This window comes from Auritidibacter sp. NML100628 (assembly GCF_003185985.1).
In the GTDB taxonomy this organism is placed as follows: domain Bacteria; phylum Actinomycetota; class Actinomycetes; order Actinomycetales; family Micrococcaceae; genus Auritidibacter; species Auritidibacter ignavus.
This window is the reverse complement of the sequence record NZ_QHLP01000006.1, coordinates 44,432-66,168: the sequence shown is the minus strand read 5'-3', so window position 1 is coordinate 66,168 and position 21,737 is coordinate 44,432. Positions and strand designations below refer to the sequence as shown.

At 57.1% G+C, this 21,737-nt stretch carries 16 protein-coding genes; 8 read left to right on the top strand and 8 right to left on the bottom strand.

Annotated elements, in window-relative coordinates; translation table 11 throughout:
* Nucleotides 1-19 precede the first annotated feature (19 nt).
* Nucleotides 20-466, bottom strand: coding sequence for a thioesterase family protein (locus tag DCC24_RS05935; RefSeq protein WP_110099005.1), 447 nt, complete (start codon nucleotides 464-466; stop codon nucleotides 20-22).
* Between the two features lie 5 nt (nucleotides 467-471).
* On the bottom strand, nucleotides 472-1,695 hold the full coding sequence (locus tag DCC24_RS05930) for a CaiB/BaiF CoA-transferase family protein (RefSeq protein ID WP_233492001.1): 1,224 nt from the start codon (nucleotides 1,693-1,695) through the stop codon (nucleotides 472-474).
* Nucleotides 1,696-2,123: 428 nt separating this feature from the next.
* Here DCC24_RS05930 and DCC24_RS05925 point away from each other — a divergent pair, with 428 nt between their 5' ends.
* The 7 genes from DCC24_RS05925 (at nucleotide 2,124) to DCC24_RS05895 (ending at nucleotide 12,652) form a co-directional block, all read left to right on the top strand.
* Nucleotides 2,124-3,692: a class I SAM-dependent DNA methyltransferase gene (locus DCC24_RS05925; protein WP_110099004.1), complete on the top strand. Its 1,569-nt coding sequence runs from the start codon at nucleotides 2,124-2,126 to the stop codon at nucleotides 3,690-3,692.
* Nucleotides 3,689-4,810 (top strand): restriction endonuclease subunit S, encoded by a 1,122-nt coding sequence (locus tag DCC24_RS05920; protein WP_110099003.1) that lies wholly within the window; start codon nucleotides 3,689-3,691, stop codon nucleotides 4,808-4,810. Before DCC24_RS05925 ends, DCC24_RS05920 begins: the two co-directional genes overlap by 4 nt.
* Nucleotides 4,807-7,944, top strand: a complete 3,138-nt coding sequence (locus DCC24_RS05915; protein WP_110099002.1) for a type I restriction endonuclease subunit R — start codon at nucleotides 4,807-4,809, stop codon at nucleotides 7,942-7,944. The genes DCC24_RS05920 and DCC24_RS05915 overlap by 4 nt, the downstream gene beginning before the upstream one ends.
* Nucleotides 7,945-8,307: 363 nt before the next feature.
* Nucleotides 8,308-9,924, top strand: coding sequence for an amidohydrolase (locus DCC24_RS05910; protein ID WP_110099001.1), 1,617 nt, complete (start codon nucleotides 8,308-8,310; stop codon nucleotides 9,922-9,924).
* A gap of 29 nt (nucleotides 9,925-9,953) precedes the next feature.
* Nucleotides 9,954-10,916 (top strand): ABC transporter substrate-binding protein, encoded by a 963-nt coding sequence (locus DCC24_RS05905; protein WP_233492000.1) that lies wholly within the window; start codon nucleotides 9,954-9,956, stop codon nucleotides 10,914-10,916.
* A complete protein-coding gene (locus DCC24_RS05900; RefSeq protein ID WP_110098999.1) occupies nucleotides 10,913-11,881 on the top strand; it encodes an amino acid ABC transporter permease in 969 nt (322 codons plus the stop codon). The genes DCC24_RS05905 and DCC24_RS05900 overlap by 4 nt, the downstream gene beginning before the upstream one ends.
* Before the next feature lie 3 nt (nucleotides 11,882-11,884).
* Nucleotides 11,885-12,652 carry an amino acid ABC transporter ATP-binding protein gene (locus DCC24_RS05895; RefSeq protein ID WP_110098998.1) on the top strand — a complete coding sequence of 256 codons (768 nt, stop codon included), beginning with the start codon at nucleotides 11,885-11,887 and terminating at the stop codon, nucleotides 12,650-12,652.
* Nucleotides 12,653-12,673: 21 nt separating this feature from the next.
* On the opposite strand, the gene panD is transcribed toward DCC24_RS05895, so the two are convergent.
* The gene (gene panD, locus DCC24_RS05890) at nucleotides 12,674-13,084 is read right to left on the bottom strand and encodes an aspartate 1-decarboxylase (RefSeq protein ID WP_110098997.1); all 411 of its coding nucleotides are present in this window, start codon (nucleotides 13,082-13,084) and stop codon (nucleotides 12,674-12,676) included.
* 191 nt (nucleotides 13,085-13,275) lie between these two features.
* On the opposite strand from panD, the gene DCC24_RS05885 reads away from it, so the two are divergent.
* Nucleotides 13,276-15,189 carry a heavy metal translocating P-type ATPase gene (locus tag DCC24_RS05885; RefSeq protein ID WP_110098996.1) on the top strand — a complete coding sequence of 638 codons (1,914 nt, stop codon included), beginning with the start codon at nucleotides 13,276-13,278 and terminating at the stop codon, nucleotides 15,187-15,189.
* Between the two features lie 37 nt (nucleotides 15,190-15,226).
* On the opposite strand, the gene DCC24_RS05880 is transcribed toward DCC24_RS05885, so the two are convergent.
* The 5 genes from DCC24_RS05880 to DCC24_RS05865 form a co-directional block, all read right to left on the bottom strand.
* Nucleotides 15,227-16,483, bottom strand: coding sequence for a DUF418 domain-containing protein (locus DCC24_RS05880; protein ID WP_110098995.1), 1,257 nt, complete (start codon nucleotides 16,481-16,483; stop codon nucleotides 15,227-15,229).
* Nucleotides 16,484-16,660: 177 nt separating this feature from the next.
* A complete protein-coding gene (locus DCC24_RS05875; RefSeq protein ID WP_110098994.1) occupies nucleotides 16,661-17,470 on the bottom strand; it encodes an alpha/beta fold hydrolase in 810 nt (269 codons plus the stop codon).
* Between the two features lie 218 nt (nucleotides 17,471-17,688).
* Complete coding sequence (locus tag DCC24_RS05870; protein ID WP_110098993.1) at nucleotides 17,689-19,311, bottom strand: AbgT family transporter; 1,623 nt, start codon at nucleotides 19,309-19,311, stop codon at nucleotides 17,689-17,691.
* 121 nt (nucleotides 19,312-19,432) lie between these two features.
* Complete coding sequence (locus DCC24_RS12520; RefSeq protein WP_255410800.1) at nucleotides 19,433-19,567, bottom strand: hypothetical protein; 135 nt, start codon at nucleotides 19,565-19,567, stop codon at nucleotides 19,433-19,435.
* Nucleotides 19,568-19,730: 163 nt separating this feature from the next.
* Nucleotides 19,731-21,620 (bottom strand): FAD-binding monooxygenase, encoded by a 1,890-nt coding sequence (locus DCC24_RS05865; RefSeq protein ID WP_110098992.1) that lies wholly within the window; start codon nucleotides 21,618-21,620, stop codon nucleotides 19,731-19,733.
* Between the last annotated feature and the right edge of the window lie 117 nt (nucleotides 21,621-21,737).

The following is a 21,737-nucleotide window of genomic DNA, read 5'->3' as shown; positions in this document are numbered from 1 at the left end:
GGATGCTCTGAGAACAGAGCTAGCTGGTTTGGGCTACCAAAAGGTCGCGCAACGGTTCAGGGATCGGGGTGGGGCGGTTGGTTTCGGCGGAGAGCACCACCAGTACGGCTTCGGCATAGACACAGGGGTGGGGTTGGCTGAGTTCGTGGCCGAGGGTGAAGGAGGTGTTGCCGACTTTCGTGACCCACACGCGGGCGTCGACGGCGTGACGGTAATCGGGGTCTTCGGGGAGATAATGCACCGGGGCGACGTAGTCGATGGTGGTCGCCCGCACCAGCCGGTAGGTGCCGGCGACATTGCCGTCGGAGGAGTCACCGGTCCAGGACTGATTGGCCAGCACCCGGGCCTCTTCGATCAGGGTGAGTAGCGTGGCGTTATTGACGTGGTGGTTGAGGTCTTGATCGGCCCAGCGCAGTTGCAACCGGGTGTGAAAAGCGTTGGAGGGGGCGCGAGATTCTGCGGGCACGAGCGTTAGCTTTCTGTGTGGTGGTGCGGGTTTTTGGGTTCGGTGGTGCGGATAAACTCCAACGCCCAGTCGTGGGAATCGCCCAACTCGGGTGGTAGGTGTCGGTAGGAGATCGGGGAGCGGGAGAAACTCATCGGGTTGGCAATGACCGGCACGGTGCGCTCGGGGTTGTTCTCGTCTGTCATGGTCACGACGGGGTTGAGGCCAAGGTCCTCGGCCAGTTGCACGCCACCATCAATGCCCAGGATAGGCCCGCAGGGCAGGCCCACGTTGCCGAAGACAGCCGTCCAGTTTTCGGCGGTATCGGCGGCCAAGGCCTCTTCGAGCAAGACGCGGAGTTCTTCCCGGTTGGCGTTGCGTTGAGACATGGTCGCAAAGCGGGGGTCGCTTGCCAGGTCGGGAGTACCCAGGGCGGTGACCAGACGCGAGAATTGGGCGTCGTTGCCACAACAGATGATCAGCGGGCCGTCGCTGGCGTGGAAGGGCCCATAGGGAAACAGGCTGGGGTGGTCATTGCCCATCCGGGTGGGGACGTTGCCGGCCGCGGCGTAGCCGCCGGACTGATTGGCCAATCCCGATAAGGCGGAGGAGAACAGGTTCAATGCCGCATGTTGGCCGAGTCCGGAGCGGTCTTTTTCACGCAGGCCGGCCAGGATCGCCACCGCGGCGTGTAAGCCGGTCATGATATCGAAGATGGCCACACCGGAGCGTTGCGGGTCACCGTCGGGCTCACCGGTCAGTGACATCATCCCGGACATCGCCTGGACCAGCAGGTCGTAGCCCGGCATCTTGGCCCCGCCGGCGGTGCCGAAACCGGTAATGGAGGCGTGCACCAGGTGGGGCCACCGCTTCGCGACAGAATCGGGATCGAGTCCGAATTTCTGCAGGCCACCGGCCTTGAAGTTCTCGATGAACACATCGGACCGATCCAGCAGATCGTAGGCGGTCTGTAAGTCTGTTGCCTCGGTCAAATCCAGCACCATGGAGCGCTTATTGCGGTTGACTGAGAGGTAATAGGTGGAGATACCCTCCCGCATCGGGGGTTTCCAGGTGCGGGTCTCATCCCCGGAGGGCGCTTCGACCTTGATGACGGTAGCACCCAAGTCGGCTAACAACATGGTGCAATAGGGGCCGGCTAGGACCCGAGAGAAGTCGGCGACCACCACCCCAGCCAATGGTCCTTCGGTGGGGGTACTGGAATCATGCGTTGCGGAGTGCTCAGACATCATCGGCGGTGTCCTCTACCTCGGGTCGTCGAAACAACAAATGTGGCTCAGTTCATATCTATAGCACGGAGGACTCCAACGGCGACCTATTTGACGACGACGAAATCAATGGTGATTGATAAGCGACGCGGAATAATTGGTGATGGTTCGGACTTGATGACGGTCATGCGGTCATGCAGCGCAAGATGCAGGACCGTTAATGTGAGGTCGCGAGATTAGAGGGGTGGCTGTCCTGGTTCACCGAGTCGTGCTGGAAACGGGGCCTAGCAACGGTCATGTAGGTACTTGTGTCGAGATACCGGCTCAAGCATCATGAGGCCGAGCCTGATGCTGAGGCGGGCGTCCTGTTACACCCGACATATTTAGTTGGGCTGAGATAAATTTGAATCAAGAAGTGGAAGCTGACCTGTGGGAACTAAAAGAGGGAGTTCATGGCGACGACAAAGGCGCGATCAAAGCCTAAGAAAAGCTTGGAGCAGACTCTCTGGGAGGCAGCAGACAAGCTGCGCGGCAATCAGGAGCCCAGCGAGTACAAGCATGTCGTCCTTGGCCTGGTGTTCCTGAAGTACGTATCGGACCGGTTTGAAGAGCGGCGCGAACAGCTGAAAGTTGAGCTTTCAGAGGAAGGTATTAAGCCGGAGCGAGCCGAGTCATTTCTTGAGGACCGCGACGAATACACCAGCAAGAACGTGTTCTGGGTGCCAGAGAAGGCTCGGTGGGACTCGATACAATCGGACGCAAAACAAGTAGACGTGGGGCAACAGATCGACCAGGCGATGGATCTCATCGAAAAAGAGAACCCTTCTCTTCGTGGCGTGCTACCCCGTAATTACGGACGTGAAAGCTTAGACAAGCGGCGTCTCGGCGAGCTCGTGGATCTCATCGGCTCAATCGGATTCACTGAAGCAGACGACCACGGCGCGGATGACGTCCTCGGGCGAGTGTACGAATACTTCCTCGGGCAGTTTGCAGGTAAAGAAACCGGTAAGGACGCCGGGGCGTTCTACACCCCGCGTTCCGTAGTCAAGACACTGGTAGAGATGCTGGAGCCATATAAGGGTCGTGTTTATGACCCCGCTGCCGGCTCAGGCGGCATGTTTGTCCAGTCCGCAGAGTTTGTGAAGGCACATGGTGGTAAACGTACTGACATCTCCGTGTACGGGCAGGAATTCACCGATACGACCTGGAAGCTCGCGAAGATGAATCTCGCGCTGCGGGGTATCGAGGCGGACATGGGGTCGCACTCTGCAGACTCATTCACCGAGGATCTTCACCAGGATCTCCGCGCGGATTACGTGATCGCGAATCCACCATTCAATGTTTCCGACTGGTGGGATGAGAAGCTGAAAGACGACCCACGGTGGAAGTTCGGAACCCCTCCCAAAGGTAATGCGAACTTCGCGTGGGTCCAACACTTCATCTATCACCTGGCACCCGGTGGTACGGCAGGGTTTGTTCTTGCCAACGGATCATTGTCCTCGAAGAACAGCGGTGAAGGCGAGATTCGTCAGAAACTGGTTGAAGAAAATCTGGTGGACTGTATCGTCGCGATGCCCGATAAGTTGTTCTTCAACACTGGTATTCCGGTCGCACTGTGGTTCGTCTCGAAGGGGCGCGCGGGCAATGGACACCGTGAGCGACGTGATGAGGTGCTGTTCATTGATGCGCGCAAGCTGGGACGAATGGAGTCCCGCCGACTTCGCGTGCTTGACAACGACGATATTGAAAAAATTGCAAGCACCTACCATGCCTGGCGCAACCATGACGGTGGCTACGAAGATGTGCCAGGTTTCGCGAAGTCCGCAACGATCTCAGACATCGAGAAACAGTACTTCGTGCTTACGCCAGGCCGGTACGTCGGTGTGCCCGAGGCGGAAGTTGACGATGAGCCGATCGACGGAAAGATCGAACGCCTCACGAAAGAGCTGTTTGATGAGTTTGAGCGTGGGCGCGAGCTTGAGGATGAAGTTCGGGCTCAAATGAAGGCTTTGCGCTCATGACCAACACAACCTTTCGTCCTCTCGGTGAGCTTGTGGTGAACCTTAGCCGGATGCGAGTACCAGTCAAAGCTGCGGATCGACGCCTTGGTTCGTACCCCTACTATGGGGCCAGCGGGGTCGTGGACTACGTTGACGACTACCTCTTCGATGGACTCCATCTACTGGTAGCCGAAGATGGGGAAAATCTTCGCAGCCGAAAGACACCGATCGCCTTCTTGGCTAACGGTAGATTCTGGGTCAACAATCACGCTCACGTGCTCCAGGGCAATGACGAGAACGACACTCGATACCTGTCCTATGCGCTGGAGGCTGCGGACGTTTCGGCCTATGTGACCGGATCTGCACAACCCAAGTTGAGCCAAAGATCTTTGAACGCGATTGAGATCCCAGCGCCTTCATTAGATGAGCAGCGCGCGATTGCCGCGACGCTCGGCGCGCTCGATGACAAGATCGAGTCGAACCGGCGAGCGATTGGCCAGATTGGCGATCTAGTAGATGCGTACTCAGAGCGGTTCGGTAAAGCCCTTCCAACTGTGTCTCTGGGCACCCTCACGACAGTTTTTAAGAAGACAGTCAAACCAACAGCCTTAAATGGAAGGCTAGTGGACCACTTTAGTCTCCCTGCGTTCGATGCGGGTGCTAGCCCGGAGAGGGTATCTGCCTCGACCATCATGAGCAACAAACTCGTGGTGCCACCTGGAGCTATTCTCTTATCGAGGCTAAATCCGCGTTTCAATCGCACATGGTGGACTTCAGTAAATCCAGCAGTTCCCGGCTTGGCCTCAACGGAGTTCCTCGTTTTCACCACAACATCCGCAACTGATTTAGCAGCGGTATGGTTAGCTCTTCGAGATCCTTCTTTCCGCGATGAATTGCCAAGGCGAGTTACGGGAACCTCTGGGAGCCACCAGAGAGTCAGGCCCGATGATGTTTTAGGAATCTCGGTTCCGGACTTCCGGGGCGTAGATCCGGAGCTTAAAAAGGCAACCCTCGCGATGTTGAGGACTGCGAACCAGTTAAGGACGCAGTTGGGCAAACTCGTAGCCCTTCGCGACGCCCTCCTCCCCGAACTTCTCTCCGGCCGTATCCGTGTTCCTGTGGAAGGTGCTGATGTATGACCAGTTTTAACGAGAACACCGTCGAGCAAGCCGCTCTAGAGTATTTTGCCGATCTGGGATATCGGCGAGTTCATGGTGTTGATATCGCCCCCGACGGGCCTAACGCGGAACGTGACTCTTATGAAGACGTGACCTTATGGGGAAGGTTGCGTGAGGCGCTAGAACGGATCAACCCTGGCACCGATGCCGCGCTTATCGATGAGGCGGTCAAGACTGTTCAGCGAGCTGAGTCCCAGAGCCTGATCGATGAGAATGCACGCCTGCATCAGCTCATCATCGACGGCGTGGCCGTCGAGCATCGTAGCGACGACGGTCAGCTTCGCACCACCCGACTCGGGCTCGTAGATTTCGAGCAACCTGAGAATAATGACTGGGTCGTGATCAACCAGTTCACGATCGTTGAGAACGGTAAGACGCGTCGGCCCGATGTTCTCGTGATGGTCAACGGTATGCCTCTGGCGTTGCTGGAGCTGAAGAACCCGGCCAAAGAACAGGCGACCTTGAAATCCGCGTGGAACCAGATACAGACTTACCGCAACGACATTCCCTCCGTGTTCGTCCCCAATGCCGTTACCGTGATCTCAGACGGCACCTCAGCTGCGATGAGTAGCTACTCGGGAGCATTTGAGCACTATGCCCCCTGGAAGACCATTGGGGGACGTGATGTCGTGACTGACCGTCCCTCTCTGGAAGTTCTCATTAGAGGAGTCTTCGAACCAAACCGATTCCTGGATTTGTTGAGGAACTTCATCGTCTTTAGCGATGAGACCGTCACCGACAAAGCAACCGGACAGCCCACTCGGGCGCTGGTGAAACGTGTGGCGAAATACCATCAGTATTGGGCAGTCAACACCGCTGTAGAGTCCACGGTACAAGCCTCGAGCCCCGATGGCGACCGTCGCGGTGGCGTCGTATGGCATACCCAAGGTTCGGGCAAGAGCTTCGAGATGCTGTTTTATGCGGCCAAGATTATGCGCGACCCACGCATGGCAAACCCCACTCTAGTGTTCATTACCGACCGGAACGATCTAGACGACCAGCTCTACGGCGAAACCTTTGCGCCGGCGAGAATTTTGCCGGAGACACCCGTGCAAGCGACAACGCGCTCCGACCTTCGGGATAAGCTCAAACGTGCCTCCGGTGGGATCATTTTTACCACTTTGCAAAAATTCGCACCCGGTGAAGACGGGGATAATAACTCCGTGCTGACTGATCGGCGGAATGTCGTGGTGGTTGCTGACGAGGCCCACCGCAGCCAGTACGGGTTCGGTCAGACGCTCGACCGCAATGGCCGTCTCAAAGCGGGGCTGGCCAAACATATGCGTGATGCTCTACCCGGTGCGACATATCTAGGGTTTACCGGGACACCCATCGAGTCAAATGACAAGTCCACGCGGGCGGTGTTTGGCGACTATATTGACGTGTACGATCTCACCAGGGCTGTCGAAGATAGTGCTACCGTCCGGATTTTCTACGAATCACGGCTGGCGAAGGTGACGCTATCGGAATCGGACCTTGACGCGCTTGATGAGCTTGCCGACGAGATTACGGAGGGTGTTGACGAAGATGAGGCAGAAGCCGCGAAATCGCGTTGGTCACGCTTGGAAGCAATTGTCGGCTCTGAGTCGAGACTAGACCTGATAGCTCACGATATCGTTGAGCACTGGGAGAAACGACGGGAAGCCTTATTCGGCAAGGGCATGATCGTCACGATGAGCCGTCGTATCGCGGTGAGACTTTACGAGAAAATCGTTGCGCTACGTCCTGACTGGCACTCGGACGATCCTGCTCAAGGCAAGATTAAGGTCGTCATGACCGGATCGGCTTCTGATCCTGCTGAGTTCCAGCCCCATATCCATTCCAACGAGGTCCGTAAGGAGCTCAAGCTCCGGGCGAAGAATGCCGACGACCCGTTAGAGCTGGTCATTGTTCGTGACATGTGGCTGACCGGATTCGATGCGCCCGCCATGCACACCATGTACGTGGATAAGACCATGCGGGGCGCAGGGCTGATGCAAGCCATTGCTCGGGTGAATCGAACTTTCCGCGACAAGCCGGGTGGCCTCATCGTGGACTATATTGGTCTGTTCTCCAACCTGCAACAAGCCCTCAAAGAGTATTCACCATCGGATCAAGACCAGACAGGGGTTCCACTTGAGGCGATGGTGCGGGTGATGTTGGAGAAATACGATATTATTCGTGGAATTCTTCACGGTGTTGAATATAACTCCTCCCCCTCGCTATCGGCCTCCCAACGACTCAACGAGTATGCGAAAGTCCTGGACTTTGTCATGGCCGATGATGATCGAACCTCGCGATTCAACGATCAAGTACTCGCATTGGCAAAGGTCTTCGCCCTTGTTGGCGCGCACGAAGAAGCCACCAAAATCCAGGATGATGTCAGATTGTTCACCGACGTGAGGGCCGCGATCCTGAAAATCCAGAACCCCGATTCGGGTCTGGGCGGTTCCGGGTCGGTGGAAATAGACACAGCATTAGGACAGTTGCTCAATGAGGCTATTGCTTCTGACCAAGTCCTTGATGTTTATCAACTGGCTGGTGTAGAGACCCCTGAGATTTCCCTGCTGAGTGACGAGTTCTTGGACTCCCTCGCTGATCAGGACAGGCCCAATTTGCAGATTGGTCTGTTGCGACGGATTATCAACGACCAGCTTCGCACGATTAGACGGCGGAATGTCGTGCAAGGTCGGAAGTACTCCGAAATGCTCGATGCGGCCGTGAACCGGTATACAAACCAGTCACTTACCGCTGCGGATATTATTGCTGAGCTCGTCAAACTCGCTAAGGAAATGCGAGATTCAGATCAGAGGACAGAAAACCTCGGTCTGAGTGTCGCCGAAGTAGCCTTTTATGATGCTATTGCTCAGAACGATGCTGCCGTCCTACAAATGGGCGATGACACGTTGAAGCAAATCGCCATCGACCTCGTGCAGGCCGTTCGAAACAGTGTGGTCATCGACTGGGAGCATAAGGAGAGCGTGCGTGCCGCAATGCGGTCCAAAGTCCGACGTTTGCTGGCGAAGTACGATTACCCGCCAGATGCCGAAGCCAAGGCGATCGAACTTGTCCTAGAGCAGGCACAAGTACTTGCTAGCCAAGAAAACGTTGCTTAAAGGCGCTGTAAGACATCGGGTAACTTTCAAGGGTGCACGAGAGCCCCCGACACGACAGTGCACTTTTACAGATGACTGGCCACTACTGCCTTGCGTGGACAGCTTCGTCGAGAACCGAGAGCCTTAGTACCCCGCGCATTGTGAGTTTTAAACATCAACAGCGTGATTCAAAACCGCCACCCGTCTTGGTCATTCTCAGTGCCGTCTTCACCACCCTGGGTTCTGGCTCACCTTGGGATAGCGGGAACCGGACGATTTGCTCTTGGTTGGAGTTTGATTTACCCGCCCGTGGTGTGCTTGTGCGAGGAGGAATACGAGCTAACATCTATGTGACATAGATCACTTCATGGGGAGGGCTCGTTCGTGTCGCAGACGCTGTTCATTCATCACCGCATCTACACCTTGGCCGGCGTGACGCCGATTGACGGGGCGATCCTTGCTGCAGATGGGAAGATCCAATTTGTCGGTGCGCTGGACGACGCGCGAGGTCTTGCATCGGAGAGCTGTGTAGAGGTTCGGCTTCCTGGAGAAGTCGTTCTTCCCGGATTTCATGACGCACACATTCACACTGGCGATATGGCGCGAGGGCTGGTGGCACCTCAGCTGGGTGGAGCCACAAATTACCAAGAAGTGTTGCGACGGTTGTCCGAGTTTGCAACATTCCGGTCGGGTGAAACCTGGGTGCTTGGCGGACGTTGGGATTCTCATGAATGGCACTGCGGATCGGCTCCAGATAAGGCTGACCTCGATGCGATTTTTGGGGCGACACCTGCGGTGCTACAAAGCGTCGATGGACACGCCTCGTGGGCAAATTCTGCTGCCCTTGCGCAGGCGGGAATTCACCGCGAAAGCCCCGAAGCTCAGGGTGGTGAGATCGTTCGGGACGATACGGGTGACCCCACAGGATTATTGCGAGAAGCTGCACAAGATATACCTCGTCGGATGGCAGAGAGTTCGCTTGAACCGCAGCTTCCCGACCTGATCAGTACCACTCAGGATGAGCTGATTCGTCTTGGCATTACCCAGATCACGGATTTCGATGGAGAAGAAATCCGGAACGTGTATCAACAACTGGATGACGCCCGAAAGCTTCGTTTGCGGGTTAATAAAGCGGTACAAGCAGCTGATCTTGAGCTCGCGATAGCGCAGGGGCGTCGAACCGGTGCGGGCTCTGATTACCTGCGGACCGGTCCCGTAAAGTTCTTTTCCGACGGTGCGTTGGGGACCCACTCTGCTTTGGTCTCAGAACCCTATGCAGACTCCACCCCAGAGCAGCCGTGTAACTGTGGCATCGCGGTTACGAGTGTTGCGGACCTCGTCACTGGTGTCACGCGAGCGAATGCACACGGGCTGTCAACAGCCATTCACGCGATTGGCGACCAGGCCAACACCAACGTCTTAAAGATCTACGCCGGTGTGTTTCTGTCCACCCGTGCCAACCGGTTGGTCAACCGCATCGAACACGCCCAGCATCTCAGTCACACCGACGTCGCCCGTTTTGCCTCCTACGGCGTGGTGGCTTCACAACAACCCACGCATTGCACCACCGACTATCCACTGAACTCCAAACGTCTCGGTGACCGCCCGCTGGCTAGTTATGCCTGGAAGACTCTCCTTGACGCGGGGGCCCTGGTCGCATTCGGATCCGATGCTCCCGTTGAACCAGCGAATCCATGGTTTGCTATCCACGCCGCAGTTACCCGGCGCACCCGAGAACCGAATGCGCTGACAGATGGTAAGACCTCAGAAACGTTGACTGTTGCCCAAGCACTTCATGCTCACACACAGTCGCCGGCAGACGCACTAGGACTTGGGGAGTTGAGCGGAACCCTTGCCCCGGGAAAGTATGCGGATTTCATTGCCTGCGACCAAGACCCCTTTGAAGTAGGACCCACCGATCTCTGGAAAACACAGGTGCAGGCCACAGTGATTGGCGGGACGGTCCAATATTCTGCGCCAGATTCCGCAGACGTCGGATGAAAACATCATCCCGAAAGGTGAAAATACGCGTGAAGAACGTCAAAACATGGAGCCTCGTCACAGTACTTGCTGGGTCGTTACTCGGCCTGAACGGTTGCGGAGCGGAAGCGCTGTGGCTCATTGATGAGGAAACCGATCCAGCAAAAATAGACCTCAGCGATTTCGAGGCAACCCCGGTACCCGAGGAAGAGAAGGCCAAAGAAATCATCGAGAGGATAGAGCCTCAAGAAGAACTTCACGCCATGCTTCCTCCCGAATACCGCGCTGGGCTGAAATGGACAACGTCAGTCGGCTACCCGCCAATGGAACTGTGGGCGAGCAATAACGAAGACATTATCGGCGTCGATCCCGCAATGGCACGAGCAATGTCCGCGGCCCTTGGTGTTGAGATGACCTTGGAAGACCAGGAATTCAACGCCATGATTCCAGGGTTGATCTCCGGGCGCTACGACGTATTGGCCAGTTCGATGACCGACACGGAAGAACGACGGGAGACGACGTCCTTTGTGAGCTATGTGAAGTCTGGCAACGCGTTCCTGGTGGAAAAAGGCAATCCGCTCAACGTCGAGGTACCAGAGGATCTATGTGGCAAAAAAGTAGCACTGGTCGATGGTGGCTCTAGTGCTGCATTTGCTGAAGGTGTTTCAGCAGAATGCGAAAGCAATAACGAGGAACCGTATGAAATTTTGAGGTTCGAACAAGATCAGACTGCCAATCTAGCGCTGGAAAGCGGGCGAGCCGATGCCACGGTCACCGATCTGCCGGTTGCACTGTCTCACGCAAGTTCCGACAACAAAAATTTTGAAGCGGTCCCGATCGACGGCGACGAGGCCATCTGGGGTATTGGCATTGATAATGCGCAAACACAACTCGCCGAAGCCATACAGGCTGCCATGCAGTATCTGATGGATGAGGGCTACTACGAGGAGATTCTTGCCGCCTGGGACGTCGAGGTCATGGCGGTCGACGAGGCCACACTAAACGGGGAATGACCAAGAAAGGGAAAACCGTGGAGAGAAGAACTGAACCTTTTGTCTTAGCAGATGGAAGAACGATTCCCGTTGCACCGGTCAAACATGTCAAACGGTGGTTCGTCGGCGCAATTGCCATTGCGGTGCTGATCTGGTTGCTGTCGGTTCTGGTCTTCAACGAGCGGATTCGTTGGGATCGAGTGTGGGAATACCTGTTTTTCCCTAATATTCTCAGCGGAGTCGGCGTCACCATCTATATCAGCATCGTGGCAACGATTCTCGGGCTCGTGCTTGGTGTTTTCATCGCGATTATGAAGTTGTCGAATAACCCAGTACTCCGGTGGATCGCTGAAGGCTATATTTGGTTTTTCCGCGGCACTCCGGTGCTGGTGCAACTGATCTTCTGGTTTAATCTGGCGTTTCTCCTGCCGTACTTGGTGCTCAAAATCCCCTTCACGAATCTCGGGTTTCGATGGGACACGAATGAGCTCATCTCTGGCTCCACCGCTGGAATCTTAGGGCTGGGCCTGAACCTGTCTGCCTATTTCGCAGAGACAGTGCGAGCCGGAATAATGGCGGTCGACCGAGGGCAGACCGAAGCTGCGTTGGCCTCAGGAATGACGCGCGGACAAACCACCCGGTTGATTGTCTTGCCCCAGGCACTGCGCATCATCATTCCGCCGACAGGCAACGAGTTCATCTCGATGTTGAAGACCACCTCACTGATCGTGGTCGTGGCCGGTAATGACTTGATGACCAATGCCAGCCAAATCTACAAGCAAAACAACCTCATCATCGAGCTACTGATTGTGGCAAGTATTTGGTACATGGTGATGACCGCGATTGCCACGTACGGGCAGTCACTGCTGGAAAAACGGTTTGGTAAAGAACGCGTCCGTGCCATTCGTGGCACCACTTTCAGCCAGAAGGTTGTTGAAGCCACGACCGGTGCAATCAAAATCCCTCAGGGCTCGAGAAAGGGCTGACCCATGGCTAGCGACACATCACTTGTTCACGCGCATGGAGTGCGCAAAGCATTCGGCAACCACGAAGTCCTCCGTGGTATAGATTTCAGCGTCAAGCCGGGAGAGGTCTCGGTCATCATCGGACCGAGCGGATCCGGTAAGTCGACGTTCTTACGGGCGATCAACGGCTTAGAGACGCTCGACCAAGGAAGCCTCGTCGTTGATGACCAGCAAGTTGGGTTCGACTTCCGTGATGGAAAGTACCACGAGTGGCCCGATAAGCGCTGGGCTGAGTTTCGAGCCGGAATCGGGATGGTTTTTCAGCGTTTTAATCTCTATGGCCATCTCACTGCGGTCGAAAACGTGACGATCGCGCTGGTCCATGTCAAGAAGATGAGCAGGTCCGAAGCAAAAGAGATCGCAGAACGAGAACTACACCACGTAGGTCTGGCGGAGCATCAACATAAACGTCCCCACCAGCTCTCAGGCGGTCAGCAACAGCGCGTTGCGATTGCCCGTGCCTTGGCGATGGAACCAAAGCTGATTCTCTTTGACGAGCCCACCAGCGCATTGGATCCAGAACTGGTCGATGAAGTGCTGGAAACGATGAAAACTCTCGCGAAAGCGGGCATGACCATGATTGTGGTCACCCATGAAATCGGGTTCGCCCGAGAAGTGGCCGATACTATTTCCTTCTTTGATGATGGACAGATAGTGCTACGGGAAGCGCCGGAACAATTTTTCACCAGCGACAACACCCGGGTTCAGGGGTTTTTGGAGCGGGTGCGCTAGGGACAACGCGGTGGACCAGCCCTACTGCGCCAGTGGCGGGCGCTGGGCGTTATCGGTGGGTGGCTCAGCCGGGTCGTTACCCAGGCGCAGGATGTTGTTCTGCTCATCGACGTGCACCACGGTGGGTTCGTAGGTGCGGGCTTCTTCGTCGTCCATTTGCGCGTAGGCAATCAAGATGACGAGGTCCCCGGGGTGGACCAGGTGCGCGGCCGCCCCGTTGATGCCCAGGACCCGAGTGCCTCGCTGTCCGGCGATAGTGTAGGTCTCCAGGCGAGCGCCATTGGTGATATCGACAATCGAGACCAACTCACCGGGCAGAATTCCGGCAGCATCAAGCAGGTCCTGGTCGATGGTCACCGAACCAACGTAGTTCAGGTTGGCTTCAGTCACCGTGGCGCGATGGATTTTCGCGTGAAACATGGTACGGAGCATGCCTCCTAGTCTAGGGGGCTTGGGGACAGACCGTGACCTTCAGTGACCGAGCCAACGTCGATGGTCGCCACGTAGCCCGGAAGGGGACCCTCACCACGGTGAGGGATAGCAGACTACAGCAGGGCTATATACCCATTTAGCCTTGCCTAGGATTGCTGGAAGCTCGACAGCGTCAGCGAGATACTTGAGCCATGAAAAAGATCGCGACTTTCATTCGGCAGTATCCCATTGTGGCCATTACCTTGGTGTTGCTTGTCGTCGTGCTCGCCTGCGAGTTCTCCGGTGCCACCACTGCGGCGCAGTGGATTGCCACCGGGTATGTCATTGTCATTATTGCCTTGACCGCCTTCGACATGATTCGCGATATTCTGCGTGGCCACTTTGGCCTCGACATCCTTGCGTTGGTGGCGATGATTGCCTCCATTGCGGTGGGTGAATATATCGCAGCGATGATTATCGTGCTCATGCTCTCGGGTGGTGAAGCGATTGAAGACTACGCCGCCCAACGAGCGACCAAAGACCTCGACGCGTTGTTGAAGATGGCGCCAAATACCGCGCACCGGTTGCGCAGCGATGACCCGGACGCCACCGCCGATGACATTGACGTCACCGAGGTCGCCGAGGGCGATCTATTACTGGTCAAGCCTGCCGAAGTAGTGCCGGTCGACGGTGAATTGATCAGCGATTATGGCGACTTCGACGAGTCCTCGCTGACCGGTGAGAGTCTGCCGGTCCAATACGAACGCGGTCACGCGGTGCTGTCGGGTTCCATCAACGGTCAGCGGGCGGTGCGGATCCGTGCCACGGCAGACTCCAACTCCTCCCAGTATCAGAAGATTATTGCGCTGGTAGCAGAAGCCGAGCAAGCCAAAGCCCCCACCGTGCGGGTGGCCGACCGGTTTGCGGTCCCGTTCACGCTCGTCTCGTTGGCCATCGCCGGTCTGGCTTGGTGGCTGTCGGGCGACCCGGTCCGTTTCGCCGAAGTACTGGTGCTGGCTACCCCGTGCCCGTTGTTAATTGCTGCCCCGGTGGCATTCATGGGTGGGATGAGTTCCAGTACCCGTAACGGCATTATCGTCAAAGGTGGAGCCACCCTGGAGGCGTTGGCGCGGGCCAATTCAGTGGCCTTCGATAAGACCGGTACCCTCTCCTACGGCCAGCCCGAACTGGTTGACGTGATCCCCGCCGACGGGGTGGATGCCGACGAGTTGCTCACCGTGGCGGCCTCAGCTGAGCAGTACTCCTCCCACGTGCTCGCCGAAGGCGTGATCTCTGCAGCTTATGAGCGTGGACTGAGGCTGACCACCACCGAGGATGCGAACGAAATTGCGACCAATGGTGTCACTGCGGTCATCGACGGTCGCCATGTGGTGGTGGGTAAGTTGGCTTTCGTTCAAGAGACCGACCCGGAGGCAACGCGTGTTCCGTTGGAGCCGGGACAAACCTCGGTGGCGGTGGCGATCGATGGCAGGTTTGCCGGTAGTTTATTGCTCGCTGACTCGCTGCGCGACAACTCCTCGACCACCGTCCGAGAGTTGCACGACCAAGGCATCGACACGATCGCGATGCTCACCGGCGATAATCAGGACACTGCCACCTCACTGGCTGAACAAGCTGGCATTGATACGGTCCACGCCGAACTGTTGCCCCACGATAAGGTGGAGATCATCAAGACTCTGCCCAGTCCGGTGATGATGGTCGGCGATGGCGTCAATGATGCCCCGGTGCTCACCGCCGCCGATGTCGGAATCGCCATGGGCGCTCGCGGAGCCACCGCTGCCAGCGAGTCCGCCGACGCGGTGATTGTCCGCGACGACATCAGCCGGGTGGGCTTGGCGGTGCGCATCGGTAAGCACACCTTCCGGATCGCGCTGGAAGCGATATGGATTGGCATCATCCTCTCGATCGGGCTGATGCTGGTGGCCGCCTTCGGCTACATCCCCGCTGTGTGGGGCGCGCTAACCCAAGAACTCGTCGACCTGGCCGCTATCCTCTACGCCCTGAGGGCACTGACCGGTGGGATCAAGGGCAAAAACAAAAACCGGGGCGCGGACCGTCATGACGAGGCCCAGCCCTCCGACGTCACGGAAGTTTCGCGTAGCTGACGCGTGCTCCCGGGGCTCTGGGTCCACCTGGCTTTTCTTATGGGATGGCGTGGCGACCTGTTTCATGGCGATGTAATTCGCCGGAGGCCAGGCGACCAACATGGCGAGTCAGAGCCTCGAGCGGTCCACGTCCGGTGACCGCCATCCAGAGGGGGCAGACGATCAGGGCGCCGATGACCATGAACAAAGCGGTGAGGTCCTCTTCAGCTGGCCCGATCCAGTCTCCGAGGTTGATGTTGCCATAGACGATCAGCGTGACCACCGCATGGGCCGCATAAACGGTCAGGGGCATGGCTCCCATCGCCGATAGCGGGTAGGTGACCCAACGTACCGGACCGCGACATATCAGCAGGCACGCTCCAAGGACCGTGGCACCGACGCCGAGGCCCAGCATGATTTCCAGACTGCCACCGGTGTGTGGGCGGCTCGAGGTTAGGCCCAATCTCAGCCATTCCACGGGGTCGACGGGTTCTTCTTCCGGAACAACGTCCCCTGGTTTCCACGACGAAGAATCGTCTGTGTCGTAGGGGTAGAAACTCCCGTCCTCGAGGTAGCCGTAGGAGTCTTCGCTGTCGTAAATACTCCCGTAGGAAGAGTAGCTCCCCTCATCCAGGGAGGTTCCGGCGCCGTCTTCAGTCAGCGAGGCCAGGAAAAAGCCCAGCGCGGCCACCACCAGACCGCCTAGCGCTAGCACCGTAGCCAGTCGGATACTGCGCAAATTGGAACGACCAATAGCCATACCGGTCAGGGCTAGTGCGAGCCAGGCGGTGAGCGGGTAGGGGCTGAAGAAGAGAAATGCCAGTGCGCCATCAAAGGAAGAGAGGGCATTAAGCATCTCCAACAGGACCGGGCCGATGATGGCGAATCCTGCTGCCCAGACCAACAGCCAGCGACGACGCAACCGCATAAACGGCATCATGGCAATATAGAGCATTCCGAAAATCGGCAAGATGACCGAGATGGGAGTGCCCAACGCCTCGAGGGCAAGACCGATGCCGAAAATGGTGGCCGCGCGCCCTAGCAAACGAAGACGCAAGAAAGGCAATGCCTCGATATCGGGACGCCGGGTGCCTCCGGTCATCATCGCCAGCGAGATCCCGGCCAATAGCGCGAATAACAACGAGGAAAAGCCGTGCACAATTCCCGGCCAGGTCGACGGTTCGGAAATTTCGAGCTCAGGAATTAACGCCATATGGGCGAAAATCATGCCAATAATGGCCAGAGCCCGGGCGACGTCGAGGCCCGGAACGCGGGGCGGTGTTATCAGCGTGCGCGCTGAACGAAAGGAAAGCACAACATGTATTTATCTCATGCTCTTCTGGAGAGCAAATGCGACACACTGTTGAGACCTTGTTGCAATAGTGGTGGCCGTCGTGTGGGAATCAGCGCGATGATCAACACAAAGACCCAGGACTCTTTCACTGGTGCCGAGAAAGCACCGAAAATGATGGCGACCTAGAGGATGGGCACCTTAGCCTCGTTGCTTGGTCAGGAACGTCAGCATCAGGTTGGCGAGGACTTCAGGTTGTTCAAAATGGAGGAAGTGAGGGGTGTTACTGCCTTCGAGGAGATGGAATTCCGCGCCGGGGATGGCGTCGGCAACTTTCTTCGACTGCCACGGTGGAGTGAGGAGGTCCTGTTCTCCGACTACCACTAGGGTCGGTGTTTTGATCTGGGCCAATCGGTCGAGGGTGTCATGAGCCAAGTCGGCGTCCCACTGCTCGACGGTGGTTTGGATCTGCACCTCACTCTGCGGCAACCCGCGCAGAACGGGGGCGAGAAATTCCGGGAGATCAGCACGGTCCAACGTTTCGGGAGAGAAGGCAAGACCGGTGGCTGTGGCGGCAACGTCTAAGTCACCTTGAGCGTACGGGTACCGGAGGGAAGTAATCACTGCGGCTTGGAACCCGTCGCAGCGACCCCACGTGGAGTAGAGGATCAGGGACTTGACGTGGTCCGGATAGTTGATTGCGAGCTCTTGTGCGACAGCGGAGCCAAGGGACCACCCCAGAATGTGCGCTTGAGGAATCTGCAGTGCGTCCATCAGGGCCGCCACATCCTGAGCCATTGAGCGGACTGAAATATCACCATCGCCACGGTCAGTCTCGCCGATCCCCCGGTTATCGAAGGTGATGACACGGTAATTCTGAGCAAATCGGTCTTCAAACTCGGCCCAGGTACCAATAGCTCCCGAGGTGCCCATGATCAGAATCAGAGGTTCGCCCGAGCCTTGCTCTTCGTAGTGAACATTGATGCCGGTCGAGATCTGCACGTGTGGCATGTGAGGCTTCTTTCTGGCGTCGAGTCGTTCTTATCTCTGTGACTGAGACTACCTGGGTTGCACGACCAGAGACCAGGCATACAGCAGACGTAGCGCCCTGTGCTTCTCGCGTTTCACGATAGCCTGGCAACTTCGACAGGACACTTCAGACAAAGATGCCTAGATACACTCTGCAGGGAGTGCATCTAGGCATCGGGAAGCGGTCGTGGGCTGTGAAACTAGGGTGATTCGTAGAAGATCGGAGCGTTGGGTCCTAGTGGCAAGTCGAGTCCCATCCAACCGATGGTCATCAACGTCCAGACGGCCCAGAATGCTAGCGAGTAGGGCAACATTACCGAGACCAATGAGCCGATGCCGATCTTCTTGTCGTAGCGTTGGGCCACCACGATGATCAGCGCAAAGTAGGTCATCAGCGGACTGAGGATGTTGGTGGCTGAATCCGAAACGCGGTAGGCGGCCTGGGTGAACTCCGGGGAGATGCCCAGCTGCATCATGATGGGCACCATGATGGGTGCCAGCATCGCCCATTTTGCGGAGGCCGAACCGATGAATAGGTTTACCAGGCCGGTGAAGAGCATGAAGAGCAACACCAGAGGAATTCCGGTGAGGTTGATCGAGTCTAGCGCTTCGGCGCAGAGGACCGAGAGAATCAGACCCAGGTTGGTTTGTTCAAAGTAGGCGATGAACTGACCTGCGGTGAAAGACAAGACCAGGAACATGGCCATCCCGGAAATGTATTTGGAGATGTGGTTCACGGCATCGGTGTCGTTTTTCACCACATTGGTCACGATGCCGTAGACCAGGCCGGGAATGAAGAAGACGACGACGAGAATAATGGCCAGCGAGCTCATGAACGGCGACTGGATAACAGCACCGTCTTCACCACGCATCGGAGCATTCGGCGGAACAATGAGCAGAAGCAACAACCCAATGGTGATCACCAGCGAAATGCCGGCCCAGATCAGGCCCTTTTTCTGCAACGGGGTGACCTTCAGTTGTTCCTCGTCCTCGCCCTCGATGACCCCTTCACCGGTCCACTTACCCAGCCGGGGTTCCACGATGAACTGGCTGACCAGCGTACCGACGATGGCCAGGATAAAGGTTGAAGCGATGATGAACCAGTAGTTCATCGCCAGGTTCATCTGGTCGGCGTAGGCAGGGTCGATGGTGGCGGCGGCTTCAATGGTGAGCTCGCCGAGCACCACGTCTGTTCCGGAAAGCAGAAGGTTAGCACTAAACCCTGCCGAAACGCCGGCGAAGGCGGCAGCAATACCGGCCAGCGGGTGTCGTCCAAGGGCGACGAACAAGATGGCTGCCAGCGGAGGCAACACCACGTAGCCGGCGTCGGAAGCTACCGAGGACATCACACCGGCAAAGACAATGGCGAAGGTGACCAGCGTGCGGGGGATGGAGAGGATAAAACCACGTAGTGCGGTACCGATCAGTCCGGTGGATTCGGCCATACCGATACCGATCATGGTAGCGAGCACCACGCCGAGTGGGGCGAAGTTGATGAAGTTATCGACCGCTGAGGAGAAGATCCACTCAACACCTTCGGCGGAAAGCAGGTTGAACACTTCCACCGTTTCGCCTTCAACTGGATCTTCGACACTCAGCCCGGCCTGGGAGAGAACCCATGACAACAGGATGACCAGCAGGGCCAAAATCCCGAAGAGAGTGACGGGGTGCGGAAGCTTATTTCCACCCCACTCGATGACGTCCAAGAAGCGTTGGAAAAAGCCCTTCCGCTTTCCACTTTCCAAGGTTTTTGACGGGGCATCATCATCGGTGACGGTGTTGTCGGTCGTTGCTGCTCCCGAGTCGTTGTGGTGGATGCTCATAGAGGTCCTCTAGTAACGGTTATGTGATGAGATAGCCAGCGAGCTGGTGGTGTAGCACGCCGGAATGGTCTTATTTTTCCTGTGGGGAGACATAAGACCTATGAGGTGAGAAAAATCATAGCTAACGTTTTGGGGTGATTTCAAAAACGTCACTCTTAAGATCGGTGTAGTTAGCCATCCGCAGGGCCTCTTCTTCACCGTCGACCTTGAGAATGCCAATAGCGTCTTCGAAGATCCGGCGGGTAGCGATGCCCATGCCTGGGTGGAGAAACCCGACCTGCACCCCGAACGCGAGGCAGCTCCCGTTACTACAGCGGTCTAGTCGGATTTGTTGATAGCCTTCACGACAGGCCGGTGCCGGTCACCTCGATTGATGAAGGCACCGGCCCGCCAGTGTCTTTGCCACGCTTGTAGCACGCCTAGTTGGTGGTCAACACCGCATCGAAGTAGGCGGCAATACCGTCCACATCATCCAGTGGTAACACAGCGGCGACATACTGGTCCGGACGGACAATCACGACCACACCGTCGCGAGAAAGTTCACGAGCCTCAAAGATGTCCTCGTCCGGTATGGTGGCGTAGATCTTCTCCCAGTACTCCAGGCCAAACTTCCCGACTTTGGGGCGGAAGATCGTCGGGGCATCCACGCAGTCGAAGCTCGCGGTGTCTTGCTGATAGATAACATTCGGCTCAATCTGAGCGTTGATGTCATCGCCTTCGCGACGGTATTTCACAAACGGTGAGTCCGCGGAGGTCTCCAACCACTCGGCCAACTTTGAGAGCTTGGAATCGTGCTCGCCACAGGCCGGGCGGTCCGCAAAGGCGTACAGTCGCCAGCGACCATCGGCCACCGCCTGGTGGCCGATGTGCAAGGGATTGGCGTCACAGACGCGCATGGCCTTAGCCGACTTGAAGCGCTTACCCACCGGGAACCCGGTGGCCAACTCCTGGTGCTCGGTGCCGCCGGTGACCATGGACGGACGGTACTCGGTCAGGAATCCAGCCGGGAACTCGGCGGTTTTGACGTAGAAGTCCTCCAGGTAGGTCGGATCGGGCAGCTCTTCGGTTGGGGTGGCCATCAGGGTCGACCATTCCTTATCGAAGTCGATGAGGTTCTTGGCCACCTCTTGGCGCTCATCCGAGTAGGTGTGCAACAGGGTCTTAGGGCTACGCCCCGACAACACCTGGCCCAGCTTCCAAGAGATATTGAAACCGTCTTGCATTGAGACATTCATACCCTGACCAGCTTTGGCCGAGTGGGTATGGCAGGCGTCGCCGGTAATGAACACGCGCGGGGTCAATCGGCCGCGGTCTTCGGTGTCGACATCGTCGAAGTGGTCGGTCAACCGGTGTCCTACCTCGTAAACCGAGTGCCAGGCCACTGACTTCACATCCAGGGTGTAGGGAGTGATGATCTCGTTGGCCTTGCGGATGATTTCCTCAATCGGGGTCTCGCGCACCTTGTGGTCATCATCCAGAGGCACTTCACCCAAGTCCACGTACATGCGGAACAGATGCCCACCCTCGCGAGGGATGTGCAGAATCTGGCCGTGCTTGGAGTTGATGGCGCACTTGGTGCGGATATCCGGGAAGTCGGTGTTAGCCAGCACGTCCATGACACCCCAGGCGTGGTTGGCGACATCGCCAGTCATCACCCGCCCGATGGAATCGCGGACGCGAGAGTGGGCGCCATCGCAACCCACGACGTACTTGGCGCGCACGGTGCGTTGTTCGCCCTTCCGGGGGCCGGCTACGTACTCCACCTGGACCTCGACCGGGTAGTCCTGCTCGCGGTCCACACTCAGTCCGAGGAACTTAATCCCATAATCCGGGGTAATCCGACTCGGGGCCCGCAGTGCAGCTTCGGCGTAGCCATCCAATACGCGTGCCTGGTTGACGATCAGGTGTGGGAACTCGGAGATGCCGGAAGGGTCATCGGGAGTCCGGGCGGTACGAATGATGTTCTCGGGGTTGGTGGGGTCCGGCTTCCAAAAACACATCTCGGTGAGCCAGAAGGCCTCGTCGATAATTTCGCTAGCGAAGCCAAAGGCTTGGAAGGTCTCCACCGAGCGGGCCTGAATACCGTCGGCCTGGCCGATCTCCAGACGTCCCTCACGGCGTTCAATAATGCGTGTATTGACTTCGGGGTAGTAGGACAGCTGAGCGGCGGCCAGCATACCGGCCGGACCGGTTCCGACAATCAGCACGTCCATTTCGTCGGGGAGTTCGTCGCTGCGGTTGAGGCCGTAGCCAGCAGCAGGACGAATTCGGGGGTCTTCGGAGACATAGCCGTGTTCGTGGAAATGCATCGGTGGTTCACTCCTTGTCGGAAAAGACAGAGTAGATCGTGCCGTAGAGCGTGTTCTATAATCGAACACTAAACTCTATTATCGAATTTATGAGTCAGATCATAGAGGAAATATGAG